A 25,110-nucleotide genomic window follows, 5' to 3' on the forward strand; every position below is an offset into this window, starting at 1 on the left:
TAAGGCTTTCTTGCCATGGGCGAACATTTGCCCTGTTCCTGCCATATCCAGCCGATAAAATATCCACCAGAAGTGGAGAAAGAACATGTTGGGGATAATCCTATGGTACAACGCCGATAAGAGCGTTGGCTTGGTCTGGTGTGAAGATCAGGGGCCGCTGGCGTTCATCGGTCCCGAGGTCGTCGCGCCGGAAGGTGTGGGCAGATTGCAGCGCGGATCGCAGATTTGGTTTGACTATGACGAGGCCAATGGCTTTCGCACGGTGTGCCGTATCGAAGAGGTTGGCGTGGTCATGGGAGGCGTGGACCCGGCCGAGGTTCTGAGCAACTATGACAAGCCGGACACACGGTCGGTTCTGCGGGTTGTGGCTTGACCCGTGTCAAGATCGGCAGACACGCCTAACCCGTTGCACGTGCAGAAATAAGCGCCCGCAAATGGCATTGACGGGCGCGGCTTTCGTCGTGATGTCGGGCCTATTCTGTCGCGCCCCGCGATAGAGCGGCAACTCCGGTACGCGCCACTTCGATCAAGCCCAGCGGACGCATAAGTTCCGAAAATGCAGAGATTTTTTCTGTGGTGCCGGTGATTTCGAACACGAAACTGTCCAACGTGGAATCGACCACATTGGCCCGGAAAATATCGGCAAGCCTGAGCGCCTCGACCCGTTTGTCGCCAGAGCCTTCCACCTTGAACAGCGCCAGTTCTCGTTCCACGGCGGGCCCTTCGACCGTCAGGTCGTGCACATCATGCACCGGAACGATCCGGCCCAGTTGCGCTTTGATCTGTTCAATCACGGCAGGCGTGCCGGTGGTGACGATGGTGATCCGCGACAGGTGGCCCAGATGGTCCACCTCGGCCACGGTCAGGCTTTCGATGTTATAACCACGGCCCGCGAAAAGCCCGATCACACGGGCCAGAACACCGGCTTCGTTGTCGACGATGATCGCCAGTGTGTGCCGCTCGATCACGTCCGAATTGGGGTCGCGCAGGTCATAGGCCGATTTGCGCGACGAGCCTTTTTTGATCTTCAGTGCAGACATATCCAGACCCTCCTTAAACCAGCGTCGCGCCCGAGGAACCGATAACGCCCTGCGTTTCGGCTTCGCCCAGAAGCATCTTGTTATGTGGCTCGCCCGACGGGATCATCGGGAAGCAGTTGGCGTGTTTTTCGACCAGAACGTCCAGAATAAACGGGCCGTCATAGTCCAGCATTTCCTGAATGGCGTCGTCCAACTCGGCCGGGTCAGACACCTGTCGGCCTTTGCAGCCGAACGCTTCAGCCAATTTCACGAAGTCTGGCAGGCTTTCCGACCAGCTGTGTGAATAGCGTTCACCGTGCAATAGCTCCTGCCACTGGCGCACCATGCCCAGACGTTCATTGTTCAGGATGAACTGCTTGATCGGGGCGCGGAACTGAACGGCAGTGCCCATTTCCTGCATGTTCATCAACCAGCTGGCATCACCGGCCACGTTGATCACACAAGCGTCCGGATGCGCGATCTGCGCGCCAAGCGAGGCGGGCAGGCCATAGCCCATCGTCCCCAACCCGCCCGAGGTAAGCCAGCGGTTGGGATCGTTGAAGCCCAGGAATTGTGCCGCCCACATCTGGTGCTGGCCCACTTCCGTGGCGACATAGCGATCCTTGTCCTTGGTCAACGCTTCCAGCCGTTCCATCGCGTATTGCGGTTGGATGACCTTGTCGTCCGGTTGATAGGACAGGCAGTCGCGCCCGCGCCATTCGTCGATCTTGGCGACCCAGGTGGCCAACGCCGCTCCATTCGTCTTGCGCCCGCGCGCTTTCCAGATTTTCAGCATGTCTTCAAGCACATGGCCCACATCGCCAATGATCGGAATCTCGACATGGATGACCTTGTTGATCGAGCTGGGATCAATGTCGATATGCGCTTTTTTCGATCCGGGGCTGAACGCGTCGATCCGTCCGGTGATGCGGTCGTCAAACCGCGCGCCGACACAGATCATCAGATCGCAATCATGCATCGCCATGTTGGCTTCATACAGCCCGTGCATCCCCAGCATCCCCAGCCAGTGCTCGCCATTGGCCGGGTAGGCTCCCAACCCCATCAGGGTCGATGTGATCGGGAAGCCGGTGGCATCCACCAGCTCGCGCAGCAACTGGCAGGCGTCGGGACCGGAGTTGATTACGCCGCCGCCGGTGTAAAAGATCGGTCGCTTGGCCGTTTCCATCGCCGCGACCAGTTCGGTGATCGCCTCGATATCGCCTCGCACCTGCGGGGTATAGTGGTTGGTTTCCGCCTTTGCGGGCGGGGTATAGTCGCCGGTCGCGAACTGCACATCCTTGGGAATGTCCACCAATGTCGGACCCGGGCGCCCTGCGGTGGCCACGTGAAACGCCTGATGGATCACATCGGACAGTTTGTCGGTCTCTTTCACCAGCCAGTTGTGTTTGGTGCAGGGGCGGGTGATGCCCACTGTGTCGGCTTCCTGAAACCCGTCCGTGCCGATCATGAAGGTCGGCACCTGACCGGTCAGCACCACGATGGGGATCGAATCCAGCAACGCATCGGTCAGACCCGTCACCGCATTGGTCGCGCCGGGGCCGGAGGTGACAAGGACAACGCCGGGTTTGCCGGTCGAGCGGGCATAGCCTTCGGCCGCGTGCACCGCGCCTTGTTCATGGCGTACCAGAATGTGCCGGATGTCATTTTGTTGAAAAATCTCGTCATAGATCGGTAGGACAGCGCCCCCCGGATAGCCGAATACTGTGTCGACACCCTGATCCTTCAGGGCTTGCACCACCATTTTCGCTCCGGTCATTTGACGTGTCATCACTCTCTCCGTTCCACGTGCGTTTTTCACAAAAAAGCCCCCGATTTTCGGGGGCGCATGGGGATCCAATATGGTTCCGTTACCGGCCCATGCGCCATTTCCTTACAAGTACGAGGACGCTGCTCATCGCAACATATTCCTTAACCTTGCCCACTTGGTTCGCTGGTGGGGCTTTTGACAATAATGGCGCGACATTATGAGGGGGGCAGAAGGGCGTCAACCGGGAAATGAGCGAATAAAGTGTCGCAGTCGACGTTTTTTTGAAATTTTCAGAATATTATGGGGTGGTGTGGCGCAATTAATGACAAAGCAGAGGTCAGATTTCGGGGTTGCCGCCTGATTTGGCTGTCCCTAGCCGCCACGGGAGCGCACCGTATCGGGCAGCGTTATGCTGGCGACCTGCTCGGCGATCGGGTCAGTGGAAAGCGGGTGAAGCTCGGACGCGTAATCCTCGTCCCCCTTCAACGATGTCCATTCCCCCTGACGATATATCTCCAGCGCCGAGAACTTGGCCTTGTAGTCCATCTTCGGACTGCCCGGCACCCAATAGCCAAGATAGACGTAAGGCAGACCGGCTTCGCGCGCGATCTGGATGTGATCCAGGATCATATGCGTGCCAAGCGAAGTTTTGGTGCGGGCCGGGTCATAGAAGGAATAGACCATCGACAAGCCGTCATCCAACACATCGGTCAGGCACACCGCGCGCAAAGGGCCGGTGGGTTCGTCGCCCGGTTCCTGACCCTTGCCGCGTTCGGAATACTCGATTACGCGGCTTTTGATCGGGGTCTCTTCAATCATCGCGGCAAATTCGAACACATCCATATCGGCCATACCGCCATCAGCGTGGCGGGTGTCAAGATAGCGGCGGAACAGTTCATACTGATCCTCGCTGGCCCACGGGGCGCGGGCGCGGCGTTCCAGATCGTCATTGCGCTTCATCGTGCGGCGCTGGCCTTTGGTCGGCACAAAGTCCGCCACGCGGATGCGGGCGGACAGGCAGGCCGAACATTCGGCGCAGGACGGACGATAGAGCACGTTCTGGGATCGGCGGAACCCTTGCTTTGACAGCGTGTCATTCAGCGTGCTTGCGTGTTCGCCTTGCAGCGCAGTGAACAGTTTGCGTTCCATCCGGCCGTTCAGGTAAGGACACTCCTGCGGCGCGGTCACATAGAACTGGGGTGCAAGCGGTAATGTATGGCGCATGACACTTTCAAGATTGCTCAAGTGATCAAAAGTTAGCCCGGACTGCCAGATCGGGCAAGTCCCCGTCAGTCATAAGGTAAACTTGGCGCGTAGCGGCACCACATAGCTTGCAAAAGGGATGGCTCAGCGGCCAGCGGCACGGTTTAGCGCAGCAGTGCCCAGCATCATGTCAACCAAACCTTGCCCGCGCGGCGTGGTGAACATCATCACGATCGAGATCAGTTGCACGACAAAGGTCGACATCGACACGAAATACCCCAGCGTGTGCAGGGCGGCGGTGGTGCGGTCGAACCGTTCACCGCGGTGATTGCGAAGCTCGATCGCGGTCAGACGCATCCCCAATGTTGCAGACGCGTTCGACAGGGTGGTCACGCGATAGACAAAGCTGACTGCCAGATAGATCAGTCCCCACAGGAAAAAGCCTATGCCGAAGGTCAAAAGGCTGATCAGTACGCAGATTGCAGCGATCAGCACCACATCAATGAACCAGGCAAACAGGCGCTTCAGGGTGACGTCGGTGTAGAACTCGGCCTGTGTGTCAGGGTCAGGAAGACCCCAATAGGCGCGTCGGCCGTCTTCTTCGCGATGATGCGCATGTGGGAAATCAGACATGGTCGGTCCTGTGTGCTTGTGCAGGTTGGCAGAGAACCCGGCCCAATAATTCGGGCCGGGTGGGGCTGTCACTTATGTATGTGTCAGCTGTCGGATTACGACTTTTTCTTTTTCTTCTCGCGGGCGGGTTCGTCCAGAACCTCGACATCGTCCACATCGTCGTCGGCATAGTCATCTTCATATGCTTCGTCGCGAGTGGCCTGGGCGGCATTGGCGCGTTCATCCATGAACTGGTCGAACTCGGACTTGTCCTTGGCGGCGCGCAGGCGTTCAAGAAAGGCTTCGAACGCTTCCTGTTCGCTCATCAACCGGCGCAGGGTTTCCGCCTTATAGGCGTCGAACGCAGTGTTGCCCGAGGTCGAGAAGCCGTGGCGGCGCGCGTAACGTGCATCTTTCCATGCGGTGGTTTCGGTCGAACGGCGATGGCTGCAAGATTTCGAGAACATGCGTTTGCTCCAGATCATATAGGCAAGAAGGGCCAGCCCGATGGGCCAGAAAAAGATGAAGCTGATGACCATGGCGGCGATCCACGCGCCTTTGCCGCGCTCGTCAAGCCATGCTTCGCTTCGCGAAAACCAGCCACGCGGGGTGGCGGGGAAGTCGGTTTGAGCGGCGGTGTTCATGGTAGGTCTCCGTAGTTGGCGTTCAATGTGAATGTCTTTCACATGATTAGGATGTGGGAATTTTTGGTCTGCCATCAAGAGTTAATGTAAAACTTTTTTACATTGTTTGAACAAAGCGTTGATTCTAATTATAAAAAATTGCCGATAATTGATGATTTTTCGGCGCGGTCTCGTGGTGATTCAGGCGCGCGGACCGAACCACATGCGCCGGATCAGACCGTCTTTCAGCACATATTGGTGATACAGCCACCCTGCGATATGTGCGACGATCGTCAGCGCGAGAAGGGTTGCGGTGATCCCGTGCAGCACGCGCGGGGTCAAATCATCGAAAGTTTCGGGCAGGGGGGTGCCAGACCCACCGAATACGATTGCTGGCAGACCTGCGGTGATCGAAATTCCGATACCGCTGACCACCATCAACAGCACCAGCACGTAAAGCCCCCAATGTGCGGCGCGCGCGCCGATGTTCAGAAGGCCATTTCCCGCATCGGCTTTGGGCGGGTGCGGGGTCCTGAGCCGTGTGACCAGCCGCAGCAGCATCAAAGTGCCAATCACCAGACCGACCGTCATGTGGGCCCATAGGCTGAACATTTTGTCCGGGCTGTCATTGGGCAGGGGGGCCAAAACCTGGCTTCCCATGACCAGCGCGCCGATGATCAGTCCGGCTAGGATCCAGTGCAGGGCAACCAGAAGGGGGTGATAGCGGGCCATGGCGGTCTCCAGTTCGGGAATGCCTGGTTCATATTAGTTGCATTTGCAAGATTGGCAAGAGAGGGCTTGCAAATGCAAGCTATTGTGGCAGGCTTGGGCAAGACGCACTGTGTCAGGCTGGGCCTGTCACAAAATCGCCCTCCTCCGCCGATGCCGCCCTGATCAATGCAGATGGTGGGGCAGGAAACACATGACGCGGAGTGCCCGCCGCCGCCCAGACCGTATCGAAGGCCAACAGGCGCGGGTCATAATAGGCGCGCACGGACTGGATCAGACCAACCGGAGAGACGCCCCCGATGGCAAAACCAGTTTCGGCACGGATCAGCTTGGCATCCGCCTTGCCCAACGGCTCGCCCGCCAGCGCCGAGGCTTTTTCCGCGTCCACCTGATTGCCGCCTGCGGTCAGGAACAGCACGACATGTCCGCTGTCCTCGCCGCGAAAGATGATCGACTTGGCGATCTGATCCAGCGCACAGCCCACCGCGCAAGCCGCATCTGCGGCGGTGCGGGTGCCATCTGACATCTCACGGATTTCCGTGTCGATCCCAAGGTCCATCAGGGCGGTCCGCACCCGCTTCAGGCTTTTCGACATATGTCCGTCCTTGTCGTGCTCGTATTGCAGCCACGTTATCCCATCCCCTGCACAGCACAAGGCGCGCGACTTAATTGCCGCAGGTGTAACTCGCCAGTTGACCCGCTCAGACCCGCAGCGCAATTTGCCCGCATGATCCAGGAACCCTTTGCTGCCCGCATCACCCGCTGCCCGATCCCCTTTGAGGCCGAACCGGCAGATGAGGTCGTCACGCTGTTTGCCGACCAACCGCCCGAACTGCGCGAGGTGCTGAAAGGCACTGCTGGTTGTGCGCCCTATCTGAAAGGCCTGATGGAGAAGCAGGCAGATTGGTTGCGAGCGGCGTTGGTCGGGGCACCGGAAGATGCGATTGCTACGGTTCTTTCCGATATATCGCCACAAGCGGATAGCGACAGCGCCCTGCGCGCCACGTTGCGCATAGCAAAGCAGCGGGTCGCCTTGTTGGCGGGGCTGGCCGATCTGGCCGGTGTTTATACTCTGGAACAAGTGACCGGCGCGCTGACCGATCTGGCTGATCATGCCACAAACACGGCGATGCAGTTTCAGGTCGCGCAGGAAATCCGGCGGGGCAAATTACCCGGAATGACCGAAGATGACATTGCGACGGCAGGCGGCATGGTGGCCATGGCGATGGGCAAGATGGGCGCGCATGAGCTGAATTTTAGCTCGGACATTGACCTGATCATGCTGTTTGATGACAGCAAGTTCGAAGGGACCGATTTCCATGACGCCCGCGCCAGTCACATCCGTGCCACCCGCAAGATGAGCGCGATGCTGTCCGAGTTGACCGCCGACGGCTATGTGTTCCGCACCGATTTGCGCCTGCGCCCCGATCCGGCGGTGACGCCCGTCTGCGTGTCGATGGAAGCGGCCGAGCGCTACTACGAAAGCCTCGGCCGCACGTGGGAACGCGCGGCCCATATCAAAGCCCGGCCTTGTGGCGGGGACATCGCGGCAGGCGATGCCTATCTGACCCGGCTGCGCCCGTTCATCTGGCGCAAACATCTGGACTTCGCCGCCATTCAGGACGCTCATGACATGCGCCTGCGTATCCGCGAACACAAAGGCCTGCATGGCGATATTACCTTGCCCAGCCACGACATGAAACTGGGGCGCGGTGGCATTCGCGAGATCGAGTTTTTCACCCAGACCCGCCAGATCATCGCGGGGGGAAGAGACGAATCCCTGCGGTTGCGCGGCACCGTCGACGGGTTGGCGGCGCTGGCGGGCAAGGGGTGGATCCCCGGCGACGTGGCCCGGACGCTGACCGATCATTACCGTTTCCACCGCGAGGTCGAACACCGTGTCCAGATGATGCGCGACGCGCAAACGCATAAACTACCATCGACCGACGAAGGGTTTGACCGTCTGGCGCGGATGATGGGGGAAGGGGACACGGATGGCCTGAAAATGCGTCTCCACGACGCTTTGTCCGAGGTGCATACAGTCACCGAGAGTTTCTTTGCCCCCGATGGCTCGGCCGCCGGCACCCGCGAACTGGACGAGACCGAGGCCGAGATTGTCCACCGCTGGGAAAGCTATCCCTGCCTGCGCTCGACCCGTGCGGTCGAGATTTTCAACCGGTTGAAACCGGACCTGCTGGCGCGTTTGGCCGAAGCCCCGCGCCCGCATCAGGCCTTGATCCATTTCGACGGTTTCCTGTCGCGTCTGCCTGCCGGTGTGCAGCTCTTCTCGCTGTTCGAAGCCAACCCGACGCTTGTTGATCTGATCGTTGACATCGCCGCCACGGCACCGGCACTGGCTGCGTATCTGGGCCACAACGCGCAGGTGCTGGATGCGGTGATCGGCGGTGGGTTTTTCGAAGATTGGCCGGGTGCAAAGGCGCTTCAGTCGCAACTTGAACACCGCTTGCAGATTCTGCCGGATTACGAGGCGCGGCTGGATGGAACGCGCCGCTGGATGAAGGAATGGCATTTCCGTATCGGTGTGCACCTTTTGCGCGGGTTGATCACGGCACGCGAGGCGGGCACGCAATACAGCGACCTTGCCGATGCCGTGATCCGCGCGATCTGGCCGGTGGTGGTCGAGAACTTCTCGGCCAAACACGGCAACCCACCGGGGGCGGGGGCGGCGATCATCGGAATGGGCTCGCTGGGTGCACGCAGCCTGACGGCAACGTCCGATCTTGATCTCATCATGATCTACGACCCCGAGGGCAAAGAAATCTCGGATGGCCGTCGCCCGTTGGCGACCCGCACCTATTACGCCCGTCTCACACAAGCCTTCCTGACCGCTCTATCCGCCCCGATGGCCGAAGGGCGTCTATACGAGGTTGACATGCGTCTGCGTCCCTCGGGTCGTCAGGGGCCGGTGGCAACTTCAATCGACAGTTTCCGTGCTTATCAGAAAGATGAAGCCTGGACGTGGGAGCATCTGGCCCTGACCCGCGCGCGCGTCGTGACCGGTCCAGCGAGTGTGACCACCGCTTATAACGACGCCCGCGCCGAGGTGATGGGGTTTGATCGCGACCCGGCCAAGGTGGTGGCGGACGTGATCGACATGCGTAGCCGGATCGCCGAGGCGAAATCCGGCGGCGGCGCACTGGATGCCAAGCTGGGTGTCGGGCATTTGCAAGACGTGGAACTGGTCGCGCAGGCCGCTGCGCTTCTGTCCCACAACACCGCACGCGATCCGGCTGCGCAGATCGAGCAAGGCGTGGCGCTTGGCTGGTTTTCACCCGCACAGGGGCAGGCGATGGCCGACAGCCACGACCTGATGTGGCGGCTCCAGGCGGTCTCAAAACTTCTGTCAGAAGGGCCGTTGGACCTTGACGCGCTGGGGAAGGGCGGTCAGGACTTGCTCTTGCGTGAAACCGGTGCCGAAAGCGAGGCGGCGCTGGTCAAGGATTTAGAGACCAAGGCAAGGGCCGCCGCCCACGCCATAGACAAGGTGCTGGCGTCACCCCCGGTTTAACCCACCCGGACCGCCACACCGTGGAGGCATCATGACAGACCTCATCAAAGCCATCGACCCGCGCGGCCTGATCCGCGAAAGCTACCGCATCGAAGGGATCCGGATCGAGGAATGCCGATCCATCTTTTTGGACTGGGCGCTGTTTGACGATCACGAGATGGCGCAGGCCGAGCGAATTACGACGTTGCTGGACCACTATGGCGCGGACGCGCCGGACCACCCGATGACACAGGTGATGCGGCTGGCACTGGACGAGGCCGCAACCCCGAAGCGGCGCGGGGGGCGAAAGGGCAGAGTGGGGTAAACGGTATGCAAGGTGTGACTTCGGCACCTGGGTTGGCAATGATGAAGTTCGTTCTCAATAGTCGACATAGTGGCTTTGAATGACCTGTTTCGGGTCATCATCACGCTTTTTCTTTTGAACGACATAGAAAATAAACTGCGGCTGGTCGTAGCGGTGCACGCCGCCGCGCGGATTTCCGGTCGGATCTTCAATCGGGCGTGGCGGGTGTTGTCCCTTTCTTGAGAACGTCCAGCATCCCAACATATCGTAGCCCAGACTTGCCACCCAATATCGCCAGGGAATATCCGGTCCGATCTGATAGAACCCGTGGCCGAACCAACCATCCGCGCCGACGCATGAAATAAAAATTCCGTTTTCGGAAAGCATGGCGTCCACGTTGCGGAAGGCCTGCGCAATATCGAAGACATGTTCGGTCGTGCCACCGTCATAGATCAGGTCGAACCTGGACCTCAACTCGTCCGTTATCGGTTCGCCCAGGTCATGAACATACTCGGCCCCCTCGATGTCGGAAAAATCAAGACTTTCCAGTGAAGGCCAGCCAATCGTCTTAAGGAAGGTTTCACAAAAATCATCATCCTGGAAGATGTCATCGGGCGTGGCCTCGATGCCCATCTCCTTGAGGGAATTTATCAGGCGGGGCGTCCACCCGGACGGCTTGAAGTGCATTTTCTGCCGCCCCAGCATGATACCATTCCTGCACCCGGTCAGCAGAGGCGCAACGCGTGCAAGATGTGTCGCGATATTGATACTAATTCCCATGCCGCTTCAAACCTCGCCGCGATAAATCTATCCGACTTGTGACCGAAACGCGGACCATATTCAACGTCGGCGCGATCGTTTGTTGTCAACGGGCGTTCGTGATCCGCGGGTGATCTTTCGACCGGATCAACACGGCAATTGCTTGCGGCCAAGGTCTGCCTTAGACCACTTTGTCCTGTGGTCGCAGTATCAGCCAGATCAGCGACGCACCCGCAAGAACCAGGAACGGCACCATCGCGATGTTGACAGCGTTCCAGCCTTCGATCGTCGAACCGCCGGAACAGTTCATCAAGCCGCCCGAGGCAAGCGATGCGATGGTGACACAGCCGAAGACGATCATGTCGTTCATGCCCTGCACGCGGCCGCGCTCTTCCGGGGCGTGGGCACCGGCCAGCATGGTGGTGGCGCCGATGAAGCCGAAGTTCCAGCCAACGCCCAGAAGGACAAGAGCGAGGAAGAAGTTCTCAAGCGCGACACCTTGCAGGGCGACAATACCTGCCAGCCCAAGGATTGCCAAACCGGTCGCGATCACCTTGCGGGTTCCGAAGCGCGCGATCAGGTGGCCGGTGAAAAAGCTGGGCACGAACATCGCCAGCACGTGCGCGGTGACGACATTGCCGGCCATATCCGTCTCAAACCCGCAGCCAACGACCGCGAGCGGGGTCGAGGTCATCACAAGGTTCATCAGCGCATAGGACACCATGCCGCAAATGATCGCCACCGCTATCACCGGGTCGCGCAAAAGCTCGCGGCGGGTGCGGCCTTTGGGGTCGTCAACCTGTGGCTTCGGTGGCTTGGGAATGTCCAGCCCGAAGAACAGAAACGCGCCCAGCACGTTGATCGCGATGATCGTCAGGTAGGCCCCAAGAAACGGTACGACAAGCGCGTCATTGGTGGCATTGAACAATTGCGGGCCGATAACGGCCGAGGCCAAGCCACCTGCCATAACATAAGAAATCGCCTTGGGCCGAAAGGCCGGTGACGCCGTATCAGCGGCAGCGAAGCGATAGAACCCCTGCGCGGATTGATACAATCCCATCAGGAAAGACCCCATCAGGAAGACCCCGAAATCTGCCTGAGTCAGGGCATAGGCGCTGATCGCGGCGCCCAAAGTGCCGCCCAGCGTGCCCAGCCAGAACCCGACCCGGCGGCCATAGGTTTGCATGATCCATGACACAGGGTTGGCAAAGACCATCGAGCCGCCCACCATCAGCGAGATCGGCAGCGTTGCCCAGCATGGGTTGGACGCAAGCGATTGTCCCGCCAGACCCGCCATCGTGAAGATCATGGGCATCTGCGCACCCAGAAGCGCCTGCGCCAGAACAAGGATGGTCACGTTGCGCTTGGCGCGGCCGTCATCGGCTGGGTGCAGGATCGCATCACTCATGCGCATATGCGTATCTGTAGGGGGCAGATTTGACCAGAAGGAAAAACCGGTCGGGACGCGGGATTCGATAGCCGGACGTCAGGCCCGGTCGATCAGGTGGGCAAAACTGCCCGACACATGCCCGTTCACCAGCCCCATGGGCGGCAGGGCGTTGCCCTCGGCGTCGGTGGCGTCGAAAAGCGCGGTTCCCTCGGTCCGCACGGTGGTGGCATAATGGAACTCATGCGCCGCCCATGTGCCGGGAAAGGGGCCTTGCGTCGCAGTGAGCGACCGGTAGCCCAGATGCAGTTTCCGGGTGGCAAAGCTGGTTTCCAGATCCAGCAGCCCCAGCATTTCATGCCGCGTGCCGTCCTTGTCGGTGATTGCGTGGCCCAGGGTCATATAACCTCCGCACTCTCCATAAATCGGGCAGGTCGAGGCGCGCATTCCGGCTTTGAAGGTCTGCGCGGCGGCGAGTGTTTCGGCGTGCAATTCCGGATAGCCGCCAGGCAGGAAGATGAAATCAGCGTCGCGGGCCGGGGCTTGGTTGGCCAGCGGCGAGAAGGGCAGGACGGTCGCGCCGTCGGCCTGCCAATCGGCCAGAATATGCGGATAGGCAAAGGCAAAGGCGCGGTCCGAGGCGATCGCGATCCGCTTGCCCGGTGCTGCCAGACGCGGACTGCTGGTTATTTGCGTCCTGATCGGTTCCGCCAGTGCCGCCAGCGCCGCAAGATCAAGGGCGGCTTCAACCGCATCGGCGACCCGGCCCAGATAGGTCTGCAAGTCCGGGTGTTCACCCGCCTGAACCAGCCCCAGATGTCGCGAGGGATGCTCCATACCCGGCTGTCGGTGGACGGCCCCCAGCACCGTGACCCGGCTGCCCCGCAAGGCGGCGCGAAGCATCATTTCGTGGCGCGGGCTGCCAACATTGTTCAGGATGACCCCCGCGACGCGAACTCTGGGGTCATGCGATGCAAACCCCTTGACCAATGGGGCCAAGGAATGGGCCAGCCGCGCGCAGTCCACCACCAGCACCACGGGCAGACCAAGTTGTCGGGCAAGATCGGCCGTCGCGCCTCGTCCGTCTGGCGGTGCGCCATCGAACAGCCCCATCGCGCCTTCGATCAACAATAGGTCCGCACCCGATGTGGCGAGGGCTTCTATCCGTGCGGGGTGCATCGCCCATGCGTCCAGATTGGGACAGTCCCGCCCACAGGCGGCGGCGTGAAATCTCGGGTCAATATAGTCCGGGCCGGACTTTGCGCCGCTGACATCTGCGCCCCGGCGGGACAACGCGTGCAAAATGCCCAAGGTCAGCGTGGTCTTGCCGCTGCCCGAGGATGGTGCGGAAAGGATCAGACCTCTCTGTCCCGGGCGGGGCATCAACGATCCTCGGCCGGACGTCCGCGCCCCAGCGGATCGGTGTTTCTTGGCTGCATCCCCGCCGCCAACGCCTGCCAATCCAGCGCCTGCCGCATCAGAACGGCGCGGCCCACGCAGATAATCGCCGGGGCGTCGATGCTGTCGCGGGCGGCGTCCTCGACGCAGGTGTCAAGGGTCGTTTCCAGAACCCGCTGGTCGGGCGTCGTCGCGTTGGATGTGATGGCGACGGGTTCATCCTTCGGGCGACCGGCATCCATCAGGGCGGTTCGAATCCGGTCCAGATGCTTCATGCCCATGTAGATCACGATCACCTGCGACCCGCGCGCAATCGCGTCCCAGTCCAGCGATCCGGGGGTATCACCCGACTGATCATGGCCGGTCACAAATGTCACGGACTGGTTCACGTCGCGGTGGGTGACGGGGATGCCCGCATACGCCAGCCCACCGATCCCCGCCGAGATACCGGGAATGATACGGATCGGCACACCGTGCTGCACCAGCGTCTGGCCTTCTTCGCCCCCGCGCCCGAACACAAAGGGATCGCCACCTTTCAGGCGCAGCACTTTCTTACCCATGCGTGCCAGATCGACGAGCTGCAACGAGATATCGCGCTGCTTGGCCGACGGCTTGCCGCCCCGCTTGCCGGCATAGATCACCTCGGCCTCGGGCCGCGCCCAGGACAGGATGTCCGGCGCAACCAACGCATCATGCACGATCACGTCGGCTTGCGACAGTGCATTGACCGCGTGGATGGTCAACAGGCCCGGATCGCCGGGGCCAGCACCGACCAGCCAGACCCAGCCCGGCAGCATCTGCGGCCAGTCATTGCCCGGCAGTTTGGGGGTGGTAAATGTCTGCGAGTCGCTCATGCGCTCCTTATGCACTGGCACGCGGGCGACGAAAAGCGCCGATACGACCTCACAGCGTGGATTGGCGGCGCGCAATGTGCAGCCTATAGTCAGCGCGATGAACAGTGATTTGCCCCCCAAACTGAGACGCGGATGGACCACAGGCGCCTGCGCCACTGCTGCGGTGAAAGCCGCGCTGGAGGGGTTGTGGGGTGCGGGCGTGCCGTCACAGGTCACGATCACTTTGCCCAAAGGCGAAACGCCAACATTCGAGATTGAAGCGGCGGCGCGGGATGACGGCTGGGCCGAAGCCGCGATCATCAAGGATGCGGGCGACGATCCCGACGTGACCCACGGCGCACTGATCCGCGCGCGTGTCGCAACGGGCCAGACCGGGCAGGGCATCCGCTTTCTTGCAGGTGACGGCGTAGGTATCGTCACCAAACCAGGTCTTCCGATTCCACCGGGCGAACCCGCGATCAACCCCATGCCGCGCCAGATGATGAAATGGGTCATCCATGAAGCAGCGGATATATTTGGAAAAAGCGCGGATCTGGACGTCACGGTATCGGTTAAAAACGGCGCGGAACTGGCTGAAAAGACGTGGAATCCGCGACTTGGGATCAAGGGAGGCCTGTCGATCCTTGGCACCACTGGCATCGTGCGCCCGTTTTCCTGCGCGGCATGGATTGCATCGATCCACCGGGGCATCGACGTGGCGCGCGCCGAGGGCTTGACCCATGTGGCGGGCTGCACCGGGGCGACCTCGGAACGTGTTGTGCAGGCGCTTTATGGCCTACCGGATGGCGCCATGCTTGATATGGGGGATTTTGTTGGGGGAATGTTGAAATACCTTGCGCGCCACCCGATCCAGCGCGCAACCATTGGTGGAGGCATTGGCAAGTTGACGAAACTGGCCCAAGGCGCGCGCGACTTGCATTCGGGGCGCAGTCAAGTGGATTTTGAACTGCTGGCCGAATGGCTGGACGACAACAATGTAAAAGACATGAATACTGCTTTGGAAGCATATGAAAAACATGGAAAAAAATTGGCTAAGATAATCGTTGAAAAAGCCCGGATAGAGGCCGCGATGATGCTGCGGGGTGCCGACGTGACCCTTGATGTCGTGATGATTGACCGACAAGGCGCAGTGATCGGACGGGCGTCGTGAAGACGCTGTTGATGGCCGGCACGCGGGAGGCGCGTGCAATCGCAGACCAGTTGGCCGCCGACGGGATTGACGCCGTGGCATCACTGGCTGGTGTCACGGACGAGCCGGGATTGTATCCGATCCAGACCCGTAGGGGGGGATTTGGCGGTGAAGAAGCGCAAGAACGCTTTGTGAAAATGGGCAAATTTGAAGCCGTGATTGATGCAACCCATCCGTTTGCAACGCAGATCTCCAGTCGGACACTGACCATCGCGCGTCGGCTTGGGCTGCGGCATCTTCGTGTGTTGCGTCCCGCGTGGCAGGCCCAGGACGGCGATCGGTGGCACAACGTTACGACGCAAGACGATGTTGACAAGCTGGTCCCCAAAGGGGCGCGCGTTTTTCTGGCAACGGGCGCACAATCCATCGACGAATGGTCCAAATTTGCCGAAGGCAGAACGCTGTTTTGCAGGCGTGTGGATCGAACCAATGATCCGTTTCCTTATGACGGCAGTTGGATCATCGGCCAGCCGCCCTTCGTGTTCGCATATGAGATGAGGTTGCTGAAAACCTATGCTGTTGATTGGGTTGTGGCGCGAAATTCAGGTGGCCCGACCCGCGCAAAACTTGATGCAGCCCGCGCTTTGGGGCGTCCCGTTGCCTTGCTGGAACGGCCTGCCATGCTGGAGTGCGACCACGTGCAGTCTGCGCAGGAGGCGCTGGCGTGGCTGACCAAGCAGAACGCCTGATCCATGGGTCAGACTGCCTGCGCGAAGGGGCAGACTGGCTATGTGTGGTAGAGCCAGCCTTCCAACATGTGCGAGATCAAATCGACGAGATCCCTTTGCGCCTGCGCGACGACGGGTTCGGGGCGTTAATGTTTGCCATTGTGGGCCAGCAGGTTTCAACCGCATCCGCCGCTGCAATCTGGGCGCGGGTCGAGGCGGCTGGGATGGTGCTGCCCAAAAAGGTCGCCGCCGCAAGTCACGAGGAACTGGCCGCTCTGGGCCTGTCGCGACCCAAGATCCGCTATGCCCAGGCGCTGGCCGGGGCAGGGATCGACTATCCAGGTTTGCGCGCCATGCCGTCGGATCAGGTGATCGCCACGCTGACCGCCGTGCCGGGCATCGGGCTGTGGACCGCCGAGATTTACGCCCTGTTTTCCTTGGCGCGCGCAGATGTCTTTCCGGCAGGCGATCTGGCCCTGCAAGAAGCAACAAAGCTGCTCTTTGACCTGCCCGCGCGCCCGAAGGAAAAAGGGATGCGATCGCTTGCGCTGTCGTGGTCTCCGTGGAGAGGCGTTGCGGCGCGGCTGCTCTGGGCCTATTACCGTGTGCAAAAGCAACGCGAAGGGATCCGCTGATGAACCGAATACTGGATGTGAAACGCCGCGCAGCGACTTCGGGCAAGACCAAATCGGTTGTCGTGTTTCTGCACGGTTACGGGGCGGATGGGGCGGACCTGCTGGGTCTGGCTGACCCGTTGTCGGAGCACCTGCCCGACACCACATTCATCGCCCCGGACGCGCCGGAAAAATGCGCGGGCAACCCGTTTGGCTTCCAGTGGTTTCCCATTCCATGGCTGGACGGATCCTCGGAAGAGGACAGCATGAATGGTGCCAATCAGGCCGCGCAGGATATCGACGCGTTTCTGGATCAGGTGCTAGAGGATGAGGGAATACGTCCCGAACAACTTATCGTTTTCGGGTTTTCGCAAGGCACGATGATGGCGCTGCGCGTGCTGCCCCGCCGCGACGACCCCATCGCCGGGATCGTCGCGTTTTCGGGCCGAATGTTGGAACCCGACCAGTTCGCGGATCACATCAGGTCGAAACCGCCGGTGCTGTTGGTGCATGGTGATCAGGACGACATGGTGCCGCCGGGCCATTTCTCGGAAAGTGGTGAAATCCTTCAGGCGAACGGGTTTGAAACCTATGGCTTCATCATGAAAGGCACCGGGCATGGCATTGCTATGGACGGGTTATCGGTGGCGCTGAGCTTCATTCAGGACAAGCTGGGGATCACACCTACGGCACAGAAATAGACAATCCTGTCATAAGCCTGACACAGACGACCCTCATACCTGCGTTACCCCAACATCATGGGGCTTGTCAGGTTGATCTGCCTATATATAGTCAACCTATGAGCATGGGGCGGGCGTCCCCGCCCCGATGGCCCGAACAAGGGCGTATACGGTCGAGGTTTGACGCGTGATGGATGGCAATTTCAGGACAGAGTTTGTGCGCGAAGGCGGCGGGGTCAAGACCCATGCCGCGCTTGTGCTCAATGCAGATTATCGGCCTTTGTCATATTACCCCCTTTCCCTGTGGCCATGGCAGGAGGCGGTGAAAGCTGCCGTGCTGGATCGGGTCAACATACTCGCCGAGTATGATGAGGTGGTCCGAAGCCCTTCGCTTGAGATACGGATCCCCTCGGTCGTTGTCCTGAAAGATTATGTGAAACCTCAAAAGCGCGTGGCCTTCACGCGCTTTAATCTTTTCTTAAGGGACGAGTTCTGTTGCCAGTATTGCGGGGCCAAGGGCGATTTGACCTTTGATCACGTGGTGCCGCGTGCCGCAGGCGGCGTGACCAGCTGGGAAAATGTCGTTGCGGCGTGTCAGCGGTGCAATCTGCGCAAAGGGTCCAAACCCTTGCGGTATTCGGGGCTGAACCTGCGCAAACCGCCGCGCCAACCCGCTGCGGAAGAGTTGCGAAATGTTGGGCGAAAGTTCCCTCCGGGCCACCTGCATGAAAGCTGGGTGGACTTTCTGTATTGGGATGCAGAACTGGACGCGTGACGGACACCGCGCAAGGCGATAGCCTGCCCCAACAAAAAGGAAGCTTCGCCATGTCTGATCCGTTCTTCACCCCCATTTCCGGTTTCGACCTGCCGCGCTTTGCGGGGGTTCCGACCTTCATGCGCCTTCCTCATGTGGAATTCGATCACCCCCGATTTTCCGATGTCCAGATCGGCTTGATCGGCGCACCGTGGGACGGGGGCACCACGAACCGTCCGGGGCCACGCCATGGCCCGCGCCAGGTGCGCGACATGTCCACCATGATCCGCGCGCAGAACGGCGCGACCGGTGTGCGGCCGTTCGAGGCCGCGAACTGCGCCGATCTTGGCGATGTGGCCCCGAACCCAGCCGACCTGATGGACAGTTTGCAGCGGATGGAGCGATTCTATGCGCGGGTGAAGGCGGCAGGTATCAGGCCGCTGACCGCAGGTGGCGATCATCTGTGCACCTTGCCGATTTTGCGGGCGCTGGCCAAGGATGCTGCCTTGGGTATGGTTCATTTCGACAGCCATACGGATCTTTATCACTCCTATTTCGGCGGCACGATGTATACCCACGGCACCCCTTTCCGCCGCGCGGTAGAGGAGGGGCTGTTGGACCCCTTGCGCGTGGTGATGATCGGCATTCGCGGCACCGCCTATGACAACGAAGACCGGGATTTTGCCGAAAGCGTCGGGATCCGCGTCATACCGATCGAGGATTTCCATCAGCGCGGTGTGGCCGACGTGATGGCCGAGGCACGCGAAATTACAGGATCAGGCGACACCTATGTCAGCTATGACATCGACTTTGTTGACCCGGCCTTTGCGCCTGGCACCGGCACCCCAGAAATTGGCGGTCCGAACTCGTTTCAGGCGATCGACGTGGTGCGCCACCTGAAAGGCGTGAATATTGTCGGCGCGGATCTGGTCGAAGTATCGCCACCATTTGATGCCTCGGGCGCGACGGCCTATCTGGGGGCGTCGATCATGTTCGAGCTTCTGTGCATGATGACCGCCTAATTCCGCATTGGCCCCACTTTAGCTTGAGATAGGGATGATGAATGCTAGACTTTGCATCGCGGGACAGGTAGAAGCCATGTCAAAACCCGTTAGCGCTAACAGAATTTGGAGTAGCCCATGGTCTCGCGCGTCATTCCCGTCGATCCGTTCGATCTTGTGATTTTTGGGGGCACCGGCGACCTTGCCCGCCGGAAGATTTTGCCCGGCTTGTATCGGCGCCATCTGGACGGCCAGATGCCCGACGATGCGCGGATTATTGGGGCTGCGCGTGGAGATATGGATACGGATGGTTATCGCACTTTCGTCGAATCCGCTGTGCGCGAGTTTGTGTCAAAAAAGAAATGCAATCCGAAAGTCCTGAAGAGCTTTCTTGAGCGTCTGAGGTTCGTTCAACTGGATGCGACAGGAAAGCAGGGGTGGACGGATCTGAAAGACGTGGTGCGGCAGGATATTGTTCAAGCCTTTTATTTCTCGGTCGGGCCAAGCCTGTTTGGACCCATTGCCGAACGGTTGCACACGCATGGGATCGCTGGTCCAACTGCGCGCATCGTGGTCGAAAAGCCGTTCGGACATGACGAAGCGAGTGCGCGGGCGCTGAACGCCTCGCTGGCCAAGCATTTCGATGAGTATCAGATTTACCGGATCGACCACTATCTGGGTAAAGAGACGGTGCAAAATCTGATGGCGCTGCGGTTTGGTAATATGCTGTTCGAACCATTGTGGAACGCGCAATACGTGGATCACATCCAGATCACCGTCGCGGAAACTGTTGGCGTCGAAGGGCGGGGCAGCTATTACGACAAATCCGGCGCGATGCGGGATATGGTGCAGAACCACCTGATGCAGCTTTTGTGTCTGACCGCGATGGAGCCACCCTCGAAATTCGAACCCAACGCGGTGCGCGATGAAAAGCTCAAGATCATCCGCGCGCTTGATCCGGTGGCCACCGACGACATCGTGCGCGGTCAGTATCGTGGCAATGATGATGTGGCGTCCTATCTTGAGGATGCGGAAACCGGTGCCAGCACCACCGAAAGCTTTGTGGCAATGAAGCTGCAAATTTCGAACTGGCGCTGGAATGGCACGCCGTTCTATCTGCGCACCGGCAAGCGGATGCGTGGACGGATGTCCGAGATTGTGGTGCGTTTCAAGGAGCCGCCTCACTCCATTTTTGACGAGGATACCGGCCAATCCGCCAACGAATTGTCCATCCGTCTGCAACCGAATGAAGGCATGGATCTGAAGGTCACGATCAAGGAACCGGGTCTGGGTGGGATGCGCCTGATCGACGTGCCGCTGGACATGACCTTTGCCGACGCCTTGGGGGAAGAAGCGGCCGACGCCCCCGATGCCTATGAACGGCTGATCATGGACGTGATCCGGGGCAACCAAACCCTGTTCATGCGCGGCGACGAGGTCGAAGCGGCCTGGGCCTGGACCGATCCGATTATTGCCGGGTGGCAGGATCGTGGCGACAAGCCCAAACTTTACGACCCGTTCTCGACTGGGCCGGAAGAGGCGCTTATGCTCTTGCACAAAGACGGTCGCCGATGGAGGGAGATCCGCGAATGAAACTGGTCGAATATGCCGATCGCGACATGATGATGCTGGACTTGGCCGACAAGATCGCGTCAGAACTGGCGATGGCACTGGATCGCGAAGACCGTGCCGCGCTGGCGGTGCCCGGTGGCACAACGCCAGGCCCGGTCTTTGACGCTTTGTCCGCTGTCGATCTGGACTGGGCGCGGGTGGACGTGATGCTGACCGACGAACGTTGGGTGCCCGAAGACAACCCGCGTTCGAACACCGCATTGTTGAAGAAAAGACTGTTGACTGACAAAGCCGCCGCCGCCCGTCTGATCCCGCTTTATGGCGGAACATCGGCGCCCGAGGATTGTCTGGACACATTGTCTGAAGGCATTCGGGGCGCGCTGCCGCTCTCGGTGGTGTTGCTGGGCATGGGCGAGGATATGCACACGGCCAGCCTGTTTCCGGGGGCGGACCGCTTGTCGGATGGGCTGTCCCCGAAGGCCCCGGCTCTGCTGCCGATGCGTGCGCCGGGGGCGGATGAACCGCGTGTTACGTTGACCGCGCCGGTTTTGAATGGCGCCATGTCGAAACATCTGCTGATAATGGGGGAAGGTAAACGCGCCGCACTTGCATCCGCAATTGATGCCGCTGACGCGTTCGACGCTCCGGTCAAGGCGGTTTTGACGGATATGACAGTTCATTGGGCCGCGTGACGCAGGCCGGAGATATTTGAGGAAGATCATGAGTTTCAGCGAGTTGAAAGCCTATTGCGCGGCAAATGATGCAAGCCGAATATCAGACCTGTTTGCCGACGACACCCGCGCCGGTTCGTTCTCGACACAGGCGTTGGGGCTGGTGTTTGACTGGTCCAAAGTCGCCCTTGATGACGACGGTGTCGACCTTCTGCTCGCGCTGGCGGACGACGCGCAGGTGGCCGCACGCCGCGCGGATATGTTCGCGGGCAAGAAGATCAACCTGACCGAGGATCGCGCGGTGCTGCACGTGGCCCTGCGCGCCGGTGGCGACACGCGGATCGAGGTGGACGGCACTGACGTCATCCCCCAGGTGCATGAAACATTGGCCCGAATGCGCGACTTTGCCTCGCGACTGCGGTCAGGCCAGATCCGTGCACCGGGCGGTGGGCGGTTCCGTGATGTAGTGAACATAGGGATCGGCGGGTCTGACCTTGGCCCCGCGATGGCGACGCTTGCCCTGTCTCCGTATCATGATGGACCGCGCGTGCATTTCGTCTCGAACGTCGATGGGGCACAGATTGCGGACGTGCTGGCGGGACTGAATCCGGCGGAAACACTGGTGATCGTGGCGTCCAAGACCTTCACCACCATTGAAACCATGACCAACGCCGCCACGGCCCGCGATTGGCTGGCGCGCGAAGTGGGGCTGGGGTCTGTGGGGCTTCATTTCGCGGCCCTGTCATCAAATCTGAAAAAAACGGCCGAATGGGGCATCGCGGATGAACGCGTCTTCGGGTTCGAGGACTGGGTTGGTGGGCGCTATTCGATGTGGGGTCCGATTGGCCTGTCCCTGATGATCGCCATCGGCCCGGATCGGTTTGACCAGATGCTTGAAGGCGCCCGGTCGATGGACGAACATTTCTGTCATGCCCAAGGTCGGGACAACATGCCCCTGATGTTGGCGCTTGTGGGGATCTGGCACCGCCAGATCTGTGGCTATCCGACCCGCGCGGTCTTGCCCTATGAGCAGCGTTTGGCCCGCCTTCCGGCCTATCTTCAGCAGTTGGAGATGGAGAGCAACGGCAAGCGCGTCGCCTTGGATGGCAGCCTGTTGGACGAGGTGTCCGGCCCGGTGGTCTGGGGCGAACCCGGCACCAATGGGCAGCACGCGTTTTATCAGTTGATCCATCAGGGAACAGATATCATTCCGTGTGAATTCATGGTCGGCGCGTCGGGGCACGAACCAGAACTTGACCATCAGCACAGATTGTTGATGGCCAATTGTCTGGCGCAATCACAAGCCTTGATGCAGGGCCGGTCGCTCGAGGTGGCGCGCCAGATGATGCAGGCACAGGATTTCGAAGGCGAAGAACTTGAACGCCAGGCCGCGCACCGCGTGTTTCCGGGCAATCGTCCGTCGACCACCTTGCTCTATCCCAAACTGACACCCGAAGTGCTGGGCCAGATCATCGCGCTTTATGAGCACCGCGTGTTTGTGGAAGGCGTGATCCTTGGCATCAACTCGTTTGACCAATGGGGTGTCGAGCTTGGCAAGGAACTGGCCGTGGCGTTGGAACCGGTGGTATCTGGTGCTGCGGATGGGGCCGGGCTTGACGGATCAACCCGCGCTTTGGTGGCGCATCTGCAAGCGATGAAGAAGAGCCGAACTGTAACTTAGCTCGACTGATCGCCAACAGATTGGCGTCGGGGTCAGGCGGCCGATGTGGTCTTGCGCCCTTGGGCCAGGTCTTCGATCGAGGTGTAAACCCGACTGCGCACTTCTGGCGCTTCCATAATCACTTCGTGCTGAAACCCTTGCAGGATTTCAAGCCGCCCGTTCGGCCAGCGGGCCATCAGCGCGTGGATGGGCGCGGGTTCGACGATGCGCTCATTCGTGCCCAACCATGTCACGGCGGGCACATTTGGGGCTGCCATGCTGGCAAGCTCTCTCATCTCGGTCAGCGCGGCAAAAAGCCAGCCCGCCGTCGGGCCGCCAAGCGTCAATTCAGGGTGGGCTTTCGCCTGATCGCGCATCATGTCCCACATCTGGGCATTTGTCGTCAGCATGTTGTCATCAAACGGTTCCGCCAGCACATAGGTCTGGCGCGCGGTTCCGGGTGATAAGGCCAGCTTCCATGGCGACCGGTGCAAAGCCCAGGAAAAGCCCCAGGCCAGTGGGCGGACGGGTTTGGACAAGATGATGCCCCACATTGGTGCGCTGAAACACGCTCCGGCAACCTCCAGCCCGTTGTGCAGCGCACGCAATCCGATACAGCCTCCCATTGAATGGGCGAGCATTGTAAAGGGGCGGGGCAGATCAAGCTCGGTTGCCAAGGCCATCATCTGGGCCAGATCGAGCTGGTATTCGTCGAAATGGTCGACATGACCCAGCGCACGTTCGTTGTCCGGCCGGTCGGCCAGACCTTGTCCGCGCCAGTCGATGGTCAGCGTGTCAAATCCACGCTCGGCCAGTTCGGCGGCGATCAGCCCGTATTTCTCGATATACTCCGTGCGGCCGGGAAACAACAAAACGGTGCCGCGCCTGGGCGATCCGTCCGGCCGCGGCCAATGGGCCAGGCGCACCCGCACACCGTCCGACGCCATGCGCCAAAAGGCGCGCCCACCGGGCGGACCTTTCGCGATGTCGTCGAACAGGGGTGCGTCTGACATGCCGTGTCCTTCGTATGGCCTTAGCCCAGAGCAGCGCCAAGCTGCATTGCCAACCCCATGTCACCATCCACCGACAGCTTGCCGCTCATGAAGGCCGTGGTTGGGTTCATCTCGCCTGACAGCATGTCCTGAAACACATCGGAATCGGCGGTCAGAGTGACGTCAGCCTCTTCGTCGCCCACCCGTGCGCCATTGCCATCGACCATGATGGACCCGGCTCCGTTCAGCACAAATTTCGCCGTGCCGCCGTCAAAGCCGCCTTCCATTTTTTCATTCAGGGCGGCCACTGCCGCATTGATCACGTCACTCACGTGCTATCCTCCGTTTTCTGCCCATCCAGGCGTCAATATCGCAGGAATGCTAACGCAGTGCTGACGCAGGCGTAAATCGCTTTTCGCGGAAGTGACGCGCGGGAAGGTCGCATTGCTGCGATAATCCGCCGGTTGCACGGGAATGTGTCTGTTGTGACGCCTCGCTTCTGATAAAGTTTCGACATGGTTCGCACAAGTATCTTTGCCGCGTCGATTCTTGCGCTGATGACTGGTCTGCCCATCTCCGGCGCAGCCCAGACCTCCGAGCCGTCATCAAGCGCGCCCGCAACCACCACCGCCCCCGTGCCCATGACGGACAAGCTTGACCAGCTTTTCGTCCAATTGGCCCAGGCTGATGACAGCAATTGGAAAGCGCTTGAGGATGAGATCTGGGAGCTTTGGTCGCGGTCCGGGTCAGACGCGTTCGACCTGCTTCTGGACCGGGGTCGCAAGGCGATGGATGCAGGCGATTTCGAAGTCGCGATCGAGCATCTGACCGCGCTGACCGACCATGCCCCTGATTTTGCCGAAGGCTGGAACGCACGCGCCACGGCCTTTTATCTGTCCGGGCGGCTGGGTTTGTCGCTGGATGACATCGCGCGAGTCCTGACGTTGGAGCCGCGCCATTTCGCTGCCTTGTCCGGGCTGGGGATTATTCTCGAGGAGTTGGGCGACAATCGCGGCGCGCTTGAGGCCTATCGCCTGTCGCTTGCTATACATCCCCGAAATCCACGCGTAAAAGAGGCCGTCCAACGGCTTGAATCTGCCGAAGGGCGGGATATCTGAACGGAACGGGCGCGGGCAATTGCGCCC

26 protein-coding genes are annotated in these 25,110 nt (G+C 60.2%); 13 read left to right on the forward strand and 13 right to left on the reverse strand.

Features of this window, described 5'->3' with window-relative positions:
- Positions 1-85 precede the first annotated feature (85 nt).
- The gene (locus BMY55_RS08040; protein WP_143064308.1) at positions 86-373 is read left to right on the forward strand and encodes a hypothetical protein; all 288 of its coding nucleotides are present in this window, start codon (positions 86-88) and stop codon (positions 371-373) included.
- Positions 374-473: 100 nt separating this feature from the next.
- Here BMY55_RS08040 and ilvN read toward each other — a convergent pair whose 3' ends face one another.
- The 7 genes from ilvN to BMY55_RS08075 all read right to left on the reverse strand — a co-directional run bounded on the left by ilvN (position 474) and on the right by BMY55_RS08075 (position 6,549).
- Positions 474-1,040, reverse strand: coding sequence for an acetolactate synthase small subunit (gene ilvN, locus BMY55_RS08045; RefSeq protein ID WP_091429766.1), 567 nt, complete (start codon positions 1,038-1,040; stop codon positions 474-476).
- 13 nt (positions 1,041-1,053) lie between these two features.
- On the reverse strand, positions 1,054-2,808 hold the full coding sequence (locus BMY55_RS08050) for an acetolactate synthase 3 large subunit (protein WP_091429768.1): 1,755 nt from the start codon (positions 2,806-2,808) through the stop codon (positions 1,054-1,056).
- Between the two features lie 351 nt (positions 2,809-3,159).
- Positions 3,160-4,011, reverse strand: a complete 852-nt coding sequence (locus BMY55_RS08055; protein WP_091429770.1) for an arginyltransferase — start codon at positions 4,009-4,011, stop codon at positions 3,160-3,162.
- 123 nt (positions 4,012-4,134) lie between these two features.
- Positions 4,135-4,623 carry an RDD family protein gene (locus BMY55_RS08060; RefSeq protein ID WP_091429771.1) on the reverse strand — a complete coding sequence of 163 codons (489 nt, stop codon included), beginning with the start codon at positions 4,621-4,623 and terminating at the stop codon, positions 4,135-4,137.
- 95 nt (positions 4,624-4,718) lie between these two features.
- Positions 4,719-5,246, reverse strand: a complete 528-nt coding sequence (locus BMY55_RS08065) for a DUF2852 domain-containing protein (RefSeq protein WP_091429773.1) — start codon at positions 5,244-5,246, stop codon at positions 4,719-4,721.
- A gap of 180 nt (positions 5,247-5,426) precedes the next feature.
- On the reverse strand, positions 5,427-5,957 hold the full coding sequence (locus BMY55_RS08070; protein WP_091429774.1) for a cytochrome b: 531 nt from the start codon (positions 5,955-5,957) through the stop codon (positions 5,427-5,429).
- A 112-nt stretch (positions 5,958-6,069) separates the two neighbouring features.
- The gene (locus tag BMY55_RS08075) at positions 6,070-6,549 is read right to left on the reverse strand and encodes a YbaK/EbsC family protein (RefSeq protein WP_091429776.1); all 480 of its coding nucleotides are present in this window, start codon (positions 6,547-6,549) and stop codon (positions 6,070-6,072) included.
- A 132-nt stretch (positions 6,550-6,681) separates the two neighbouring features.
- Here BMY55_RS08075 and BMY55_RS08080 point away from each other — a divergent pair, with 132 nt between their 5' ends.
- A complete protein-coding gene (locus tag BMY55_RS08080; RefSeq protein ID WP_091429778.1) occupies positions 6,682-9,483 on the forward strand; it encodes a [protein-PII] uridylyltransferase family protein in 2,802 nt (933 codons plus the stop codon).
- 31 nt (positions 9,484-9,514) lie between these two features.
- Complete coding sequence (locus BMY55_RS08085; RefSeq protein ID WP_091429779.1) at positions 9,515-9,787, forward strand: hypothetical protein; 273 nt, start codon at positions 9,515-9,517, stop codon at positions 9,785-9,787.
- 54 nt (positions 9,788-9,841) lie between these two features.
- Here BMY55_RS08085 and BMY55_RS08090 read toward each other — a convergent pair whose 3' ends face one another.
- The 4 genes from BMY55_RS08090 to cobA all read right to left on the reverse strand — a co-directional run bounded on the left by BMY55_RS08090 (position 9,842) and on the right by cobA (position 14,164).
- Complete coding sequence (locus BMY55_RS08090) at positions 9,842-10,546, reverse strand: class I SAM-dependent methyltransferase (RefSeq protein WP_091429781.1); 705 nt, start codon at positions 10,544-10,546, stop codon at positions 9,842-9,844.
- Positions 10,547-10,706: 160 nt separating this feature from the next.
- On the reverse strand, positions 10,707-11,933 hold the full coding sequence (locus BMY55_RS08095; protein ID WP_091432192.1) for an MFS transporter: 1,227 nt from the start codon (positions 11,931-11,933) through the stop codon (positions 10,707-10,709).
- 78 nt (positions 11,934-12,011) lie between these two features.
- Positions 12,012-13,295 (reverse strand): cobyrinate a,c-diamide synthase, encoded by a 1,284-nt coding sequence (locus tag BMY55_RS08100; RefSeq protein ID WP_091429783.1) that lies wholly within the window; start codon positions 13,293-13,295, stop codon positions 12,012-12,014.
- Positions 13,295-14,164: a uroporphyrinogen-III C-methyltransferase gene (gene cobA, locus BMY55_RS08105; protein WP_091429785.1), complete on the reverse strand. Its 870-nt coding sequence runs from the start codon at positions 14,162-14,164 to the stop codon at positions 13,295-13,297. Before cobA ends, BMY55_RS08100 begins: the two co-directional genes overlap by 1 nt.
- 97 nt (positions 14,165-14,261) lie before the next feature.
- Between cobA and BMY55_RS08110 the strand changes: the two genes are divergently transcribed.
- From BMY55_RS08110 to pgi, 9 genes are all read left to right on the forward strand, one after another.
- Complete coding sequence (locus BMY55_RS08110) at positions 14,262-15,314, forward strand: cobalt-precorrin-5B (C(1))-methyltransferase (RefSeq protein WP_091429786.1); 1,053 nt, start codon at positions 14,262-14,264, stop codon at positions 15,312-15,314.
- Positions 15,311-16,042 carry a precorrin-6A/cobalt-precorrin-6A reductase gene (locus BMY55_RS08115; RefSeq protein WP_091429788.1) on the forward strand — a complete coding sequence of 244 codons (732 nt, stop codon included), beginning with the start codon at positions 15,311-15,313 and terminating at the stop codon, positions 16,040-16,042. Before BMY55_RS08110 ends, BMY55_RS08115 begins: the two co-directional genes overlap by 4 nt.
- Positions 16,018-16,656 carry a DNA-3-methyladenine glycosylase family protein gene (locus BMY55_RS08120; protein WP_091432193.1) on the forward strand — a complete coding sequence of 213 codons (639 nt, stop codon included), beginning with the start codon at positions 16,018-16,020 and terminating at the stop codon, positions 16,654-16,656. Before BMY55_RS08115 ends, BMY55_RS08120 begins: the two co-directional genes overlap by 25 nt.
- Entirely contained in the window at positions 16,656-17,336 is a 681-nt protein-coding gene (locus tag BMY55_RS08125) for an alpha/beta hydrolase (protein ID WP_091429790.1), read from the forward strand. Before BMY55_RS08120 ends, BMY55_RS08125 begins: the two co-directional genes overlap by 1 nt.
- 169 nt (positions 17,337-17,505) lie before the next feature.
- Entirely contained in the window at positions 17,506-18,090 is a 585-nt protein-coding gene (locus BMY55_RS08130; RefSeq protein ID WP_091429792.1) for an HNH endonuclease, read from the forward strand.
- Positions 18,091-18,140: 50 nt separating this feature from the next.
- Positions 18,141-19,091, forward strand: a complete 951-nt coding sequence (gene speB, locus BMY55_RS08135; RefSeq protein ID WP_091432195.1) for an agmatinase — start codon at positions 18,141-18,143, stop codon at positions 19,089-19,091.
- A gap of 117 nt (positions 19,092-19,208) precedes the next feature.
- Positions 19,209-20,663 (forward strand): glucose-6-phosphate dehydrogenase, encoded by a 1,455-nt coding sequence (gene zwf / locus BMY55_RS08140; protein WP_091429793.1) that lies wholly within the window; start codon positions 19,209-19,211, stop codon positions 20,661-20,663.
- Positions 20,660-21,334 carry a 6-phosphogluconolactonase gene (pgl, locus tag BMY55_RS08145; RefSeq protein ID WP_091429795.1) on the forward strand — a complete coding sequence of 225 codons (675 nt, stop codon included), beginning with the start codon at positions 20,660-20,662 and terminating at the stop codon, positions 21,332-21,334. The genes zwf and pgl overlap by 4 nt, the downstream gene beginning before the upstream one ends.
- A 28-nt stretch (positions 21,335-21,362) precedes the next feature.
- Positions 21,363-22,994: a glucose-6-phosphate isomerase gene (pgi, locus tag BMY55_RS08150; RefSeq protein WP_091429797.1), complete on the forward strand. Its 1,632-nt coding sequence runs from the start codon at positions 21,363-21,365 to the stop codon at positions 22,992-22,994.
- 32 nt (positions 22,995-23,026) lie between these two features.
- Here pgi and BMY55_RS08155 read toward each other — a convergent pair whose 3' ends face one another.
- Positions 23,027-23,986 (reverse strand): alpha/beta fold hydrolase, encoded by a 960-nt coding sequence (locus tag BMY55_RS08155; protein WP_091429799.1) that lies wholly within the window; start codon positions 23,984-23,986, stop codon positions 23,027-23,029.
- A gap of 20 nt (positions 23,987-24,006) precedes the next feature.
- Complete coding sequence (locus tag BMY55_RS08160; protein WP_091429801.1) at positions 24,007-24,297, reverse strand: SCP2 sterol-binding domain-containing protein; 291 nt, start codon at positions 24,295-24,297, stop codon at positions 24,007-24,009.
- Positions 24,298-24,480: 183 nt separating this feature from the next.
- On the opposite strand from BMY55_RS08160, the gene BMY55_RS08165 reads away from it, so the two are divergent.
- The gene (locus BMY55_RS08165) at positions 24,481-25,083 is read left to right on the forward strand and encodes a tetratricopeptide repeat protein (protein ID WP_091429802.1); all 603 of its coding nucleotides are present in this window, start codon (positions 24,481-24,483) and stop codon (positions 25,081-25,083) included.
- Positions 25,084-25,110 lie beyond the last annotated feature (27 nt).

The sequence above is a fragment of the Aliiroseovarius sediminilitoris genome, assembly GCF_900109955.1.
GTDB lineage: Bacteria > Pseudomonadota > Alphaproteobacteria > Rhodobacterales > Rhodobacteraceae > Aliiroseovarius > Aliiroseovarius sediminilitoris.

What these genes read in the sequence shown, in the direction of transcription:
- BMY55_RS08065 (WP_091429773.1), bottom strand. Translation starts at nt 5,246, where the DNA reads ATGAACACCGCCGCTCAAACCGACTTCCCCGCCACCCCGCGTGGCTGG.
- BMY55_RS08095 (WP_091432192.1), bottom strand. Translation starts at nt 11,933, where the DNA reads ATGAGTGATGCGATCCTGCACCCAGCCGATGACGGCCGCGCCAAGCGC.
- speB (WP_091432195.1), top strand. Translation starts at nt 18,141, where the DNA reads ATGTCTGATCCGTTCTTCACCCCCATTTCCGGTTTCGACCTGCCGCGC.
- BMY55_RS08050 (WP_091429768.1), bottom strand. Translation starts at nt 2,808, where the DNA reads ATGACACGTCAAATGACCGGAGCGAAAATGGTGGTGCAAGCCCTGAAG.
- BMY55_RS08080 (WP_091429778.1), top strand. Translation starts at nt 6,682, where the DNA reads ATGATCCAGGAACCCTTTGCTGCCCGCATCACCCGCTGCCCGATCCCC.
- BMY55_RS08060 (WP_091429771.1), bottom strand. Translation starts at nt 4,623, where the DNA reads ATGTCTGATTTCCCACATGCGCATCATCGCGAAGAAGACGGCCGACGC.
- BMY55_RS08125 (WP_091429790.1), top strand. Translation starts at nt 16,656, where the DNA reads ATGAACCGAATACTGGATGTGAAACGCCGCGCAGCGACTTCGGGCAAG.
- BMY55_RS08055 (WP_091429770.1), bottom strand. Translation starts at nt 4,011, where the DNA reads ATGCGCCATACATTACCGCTTGCACCCCAGTTCTATGTGACCGCGCCG.
- BMY55_RS08155 (WP_091429799.1), bottom strand. Translation starts at nt 23,986, where the DNA reads ATGTCAGACGCACCCCTGTTCGACGACATCGCGAAAGGTCCGCCCGGT.
- BMY55_RS08165 (WP_091429802.1), top strand. Translation starts at nt 24,481, where the DNA reads ATGGTTCGCACAAGTATCTTTGCCGCGTCGATTCTTGCGCTGATGACT.
- BMY55_RS08090 (WP_091429781.1), bottom strand. Translation starts at nt 10,546, where the DNA reads ATGGGAATTAGTATCAATATCGCGACACATCTTGCACGCGTTGCGCCT.
- BMY55_RS08110 (WP_091429786.1), top strand. Translation starts at nt 14,262, where the DNA reads ATGAACAGTGATTTGCCCCCCAAACTGAGACGCGGATGGACCACAGGC.
- BMY55_RS08040 (WP_143064308.1), top strand. Translation starts at nt 86, where the DNA reads ATGTTGGGGATAATCCTATGGTACAACGCCGATAAGAGCGTTGGCTTG.
- zwf (WP_091429793.1), top strand. Translation starts at nt 19,209, where the DNA reads ATGGTCTCGCGCGTCATTCCCGTCGATCCGTTCGATCTTGTGATTTTT.
- cobA (WP_091429785.1), bottom strand. Translation starts at nt 14,164, where the DNA reads ATGAGCGACTCGCAGACATTTACCACCCCCAAACTGCCGGGCAATGAC.
- BMY55_RS08070 (WP_091429774.1), bottom strand. Translation starts at nt 5,957, where the DNA reads ATGGCCCGCTATCACCCCCTTCTGGTTGCCCTGCACTGGATCCTAGCC.
- BMY55_RS08075 (WP_091429776.1), bottom strand. Translation starts at nt 6,549, where the DNA reads ATGTCGAAAAGCCTGAAGCGGGTGCGGACCGCCCTGATGGACCTTGGG.
- ilvN (WP_091429766.1), bottom strand. Translation starts at nt 1,040, where the DNA reads ATGTCTGCACTGAAGATCAAAAAAGGCTCGTCGCGCAAATCGGCCTAT.
- BMY55_RS08130 (WP_091429792.1), top strand. Translation starts at nt 17,506, where the DNA reads ATGGATGGCAATTTCAGGACAGAGTTTGTGCGCGAAGGCGGCGGGGTC.
- BMY55_RS08100 (WP_091429783.1), bottom strand. Translation starts at nt 13,295, where the DNA reads ATGCCCCGCCCGGGACAGAGAGGTCTGATCCTTTCCGCACCATCCTCG.
- BMY55_RS08085 (WP_091429779.1), top strand. Translation starts at nt 9,515, where the DNA reads ATGACAGACCTCATCAAAGCCATCGACCCGCGCGGCCTGATCCGCGAA.
- pgi (WP_091429797.1), top strand. Translation starts at nt 21,363, where the DNA reads ATGAGTTTCAGCGAGTTGAAAGCCTATTGCGCGGCAAATGATGCAAGC.
- pgl (WP_091429795.1), top strand. Translation starts at nt 20,660, where the DNA reads ATGAAACTGGTCGAATATGCCGATCGCGACATGATGATGCTGGACTTG.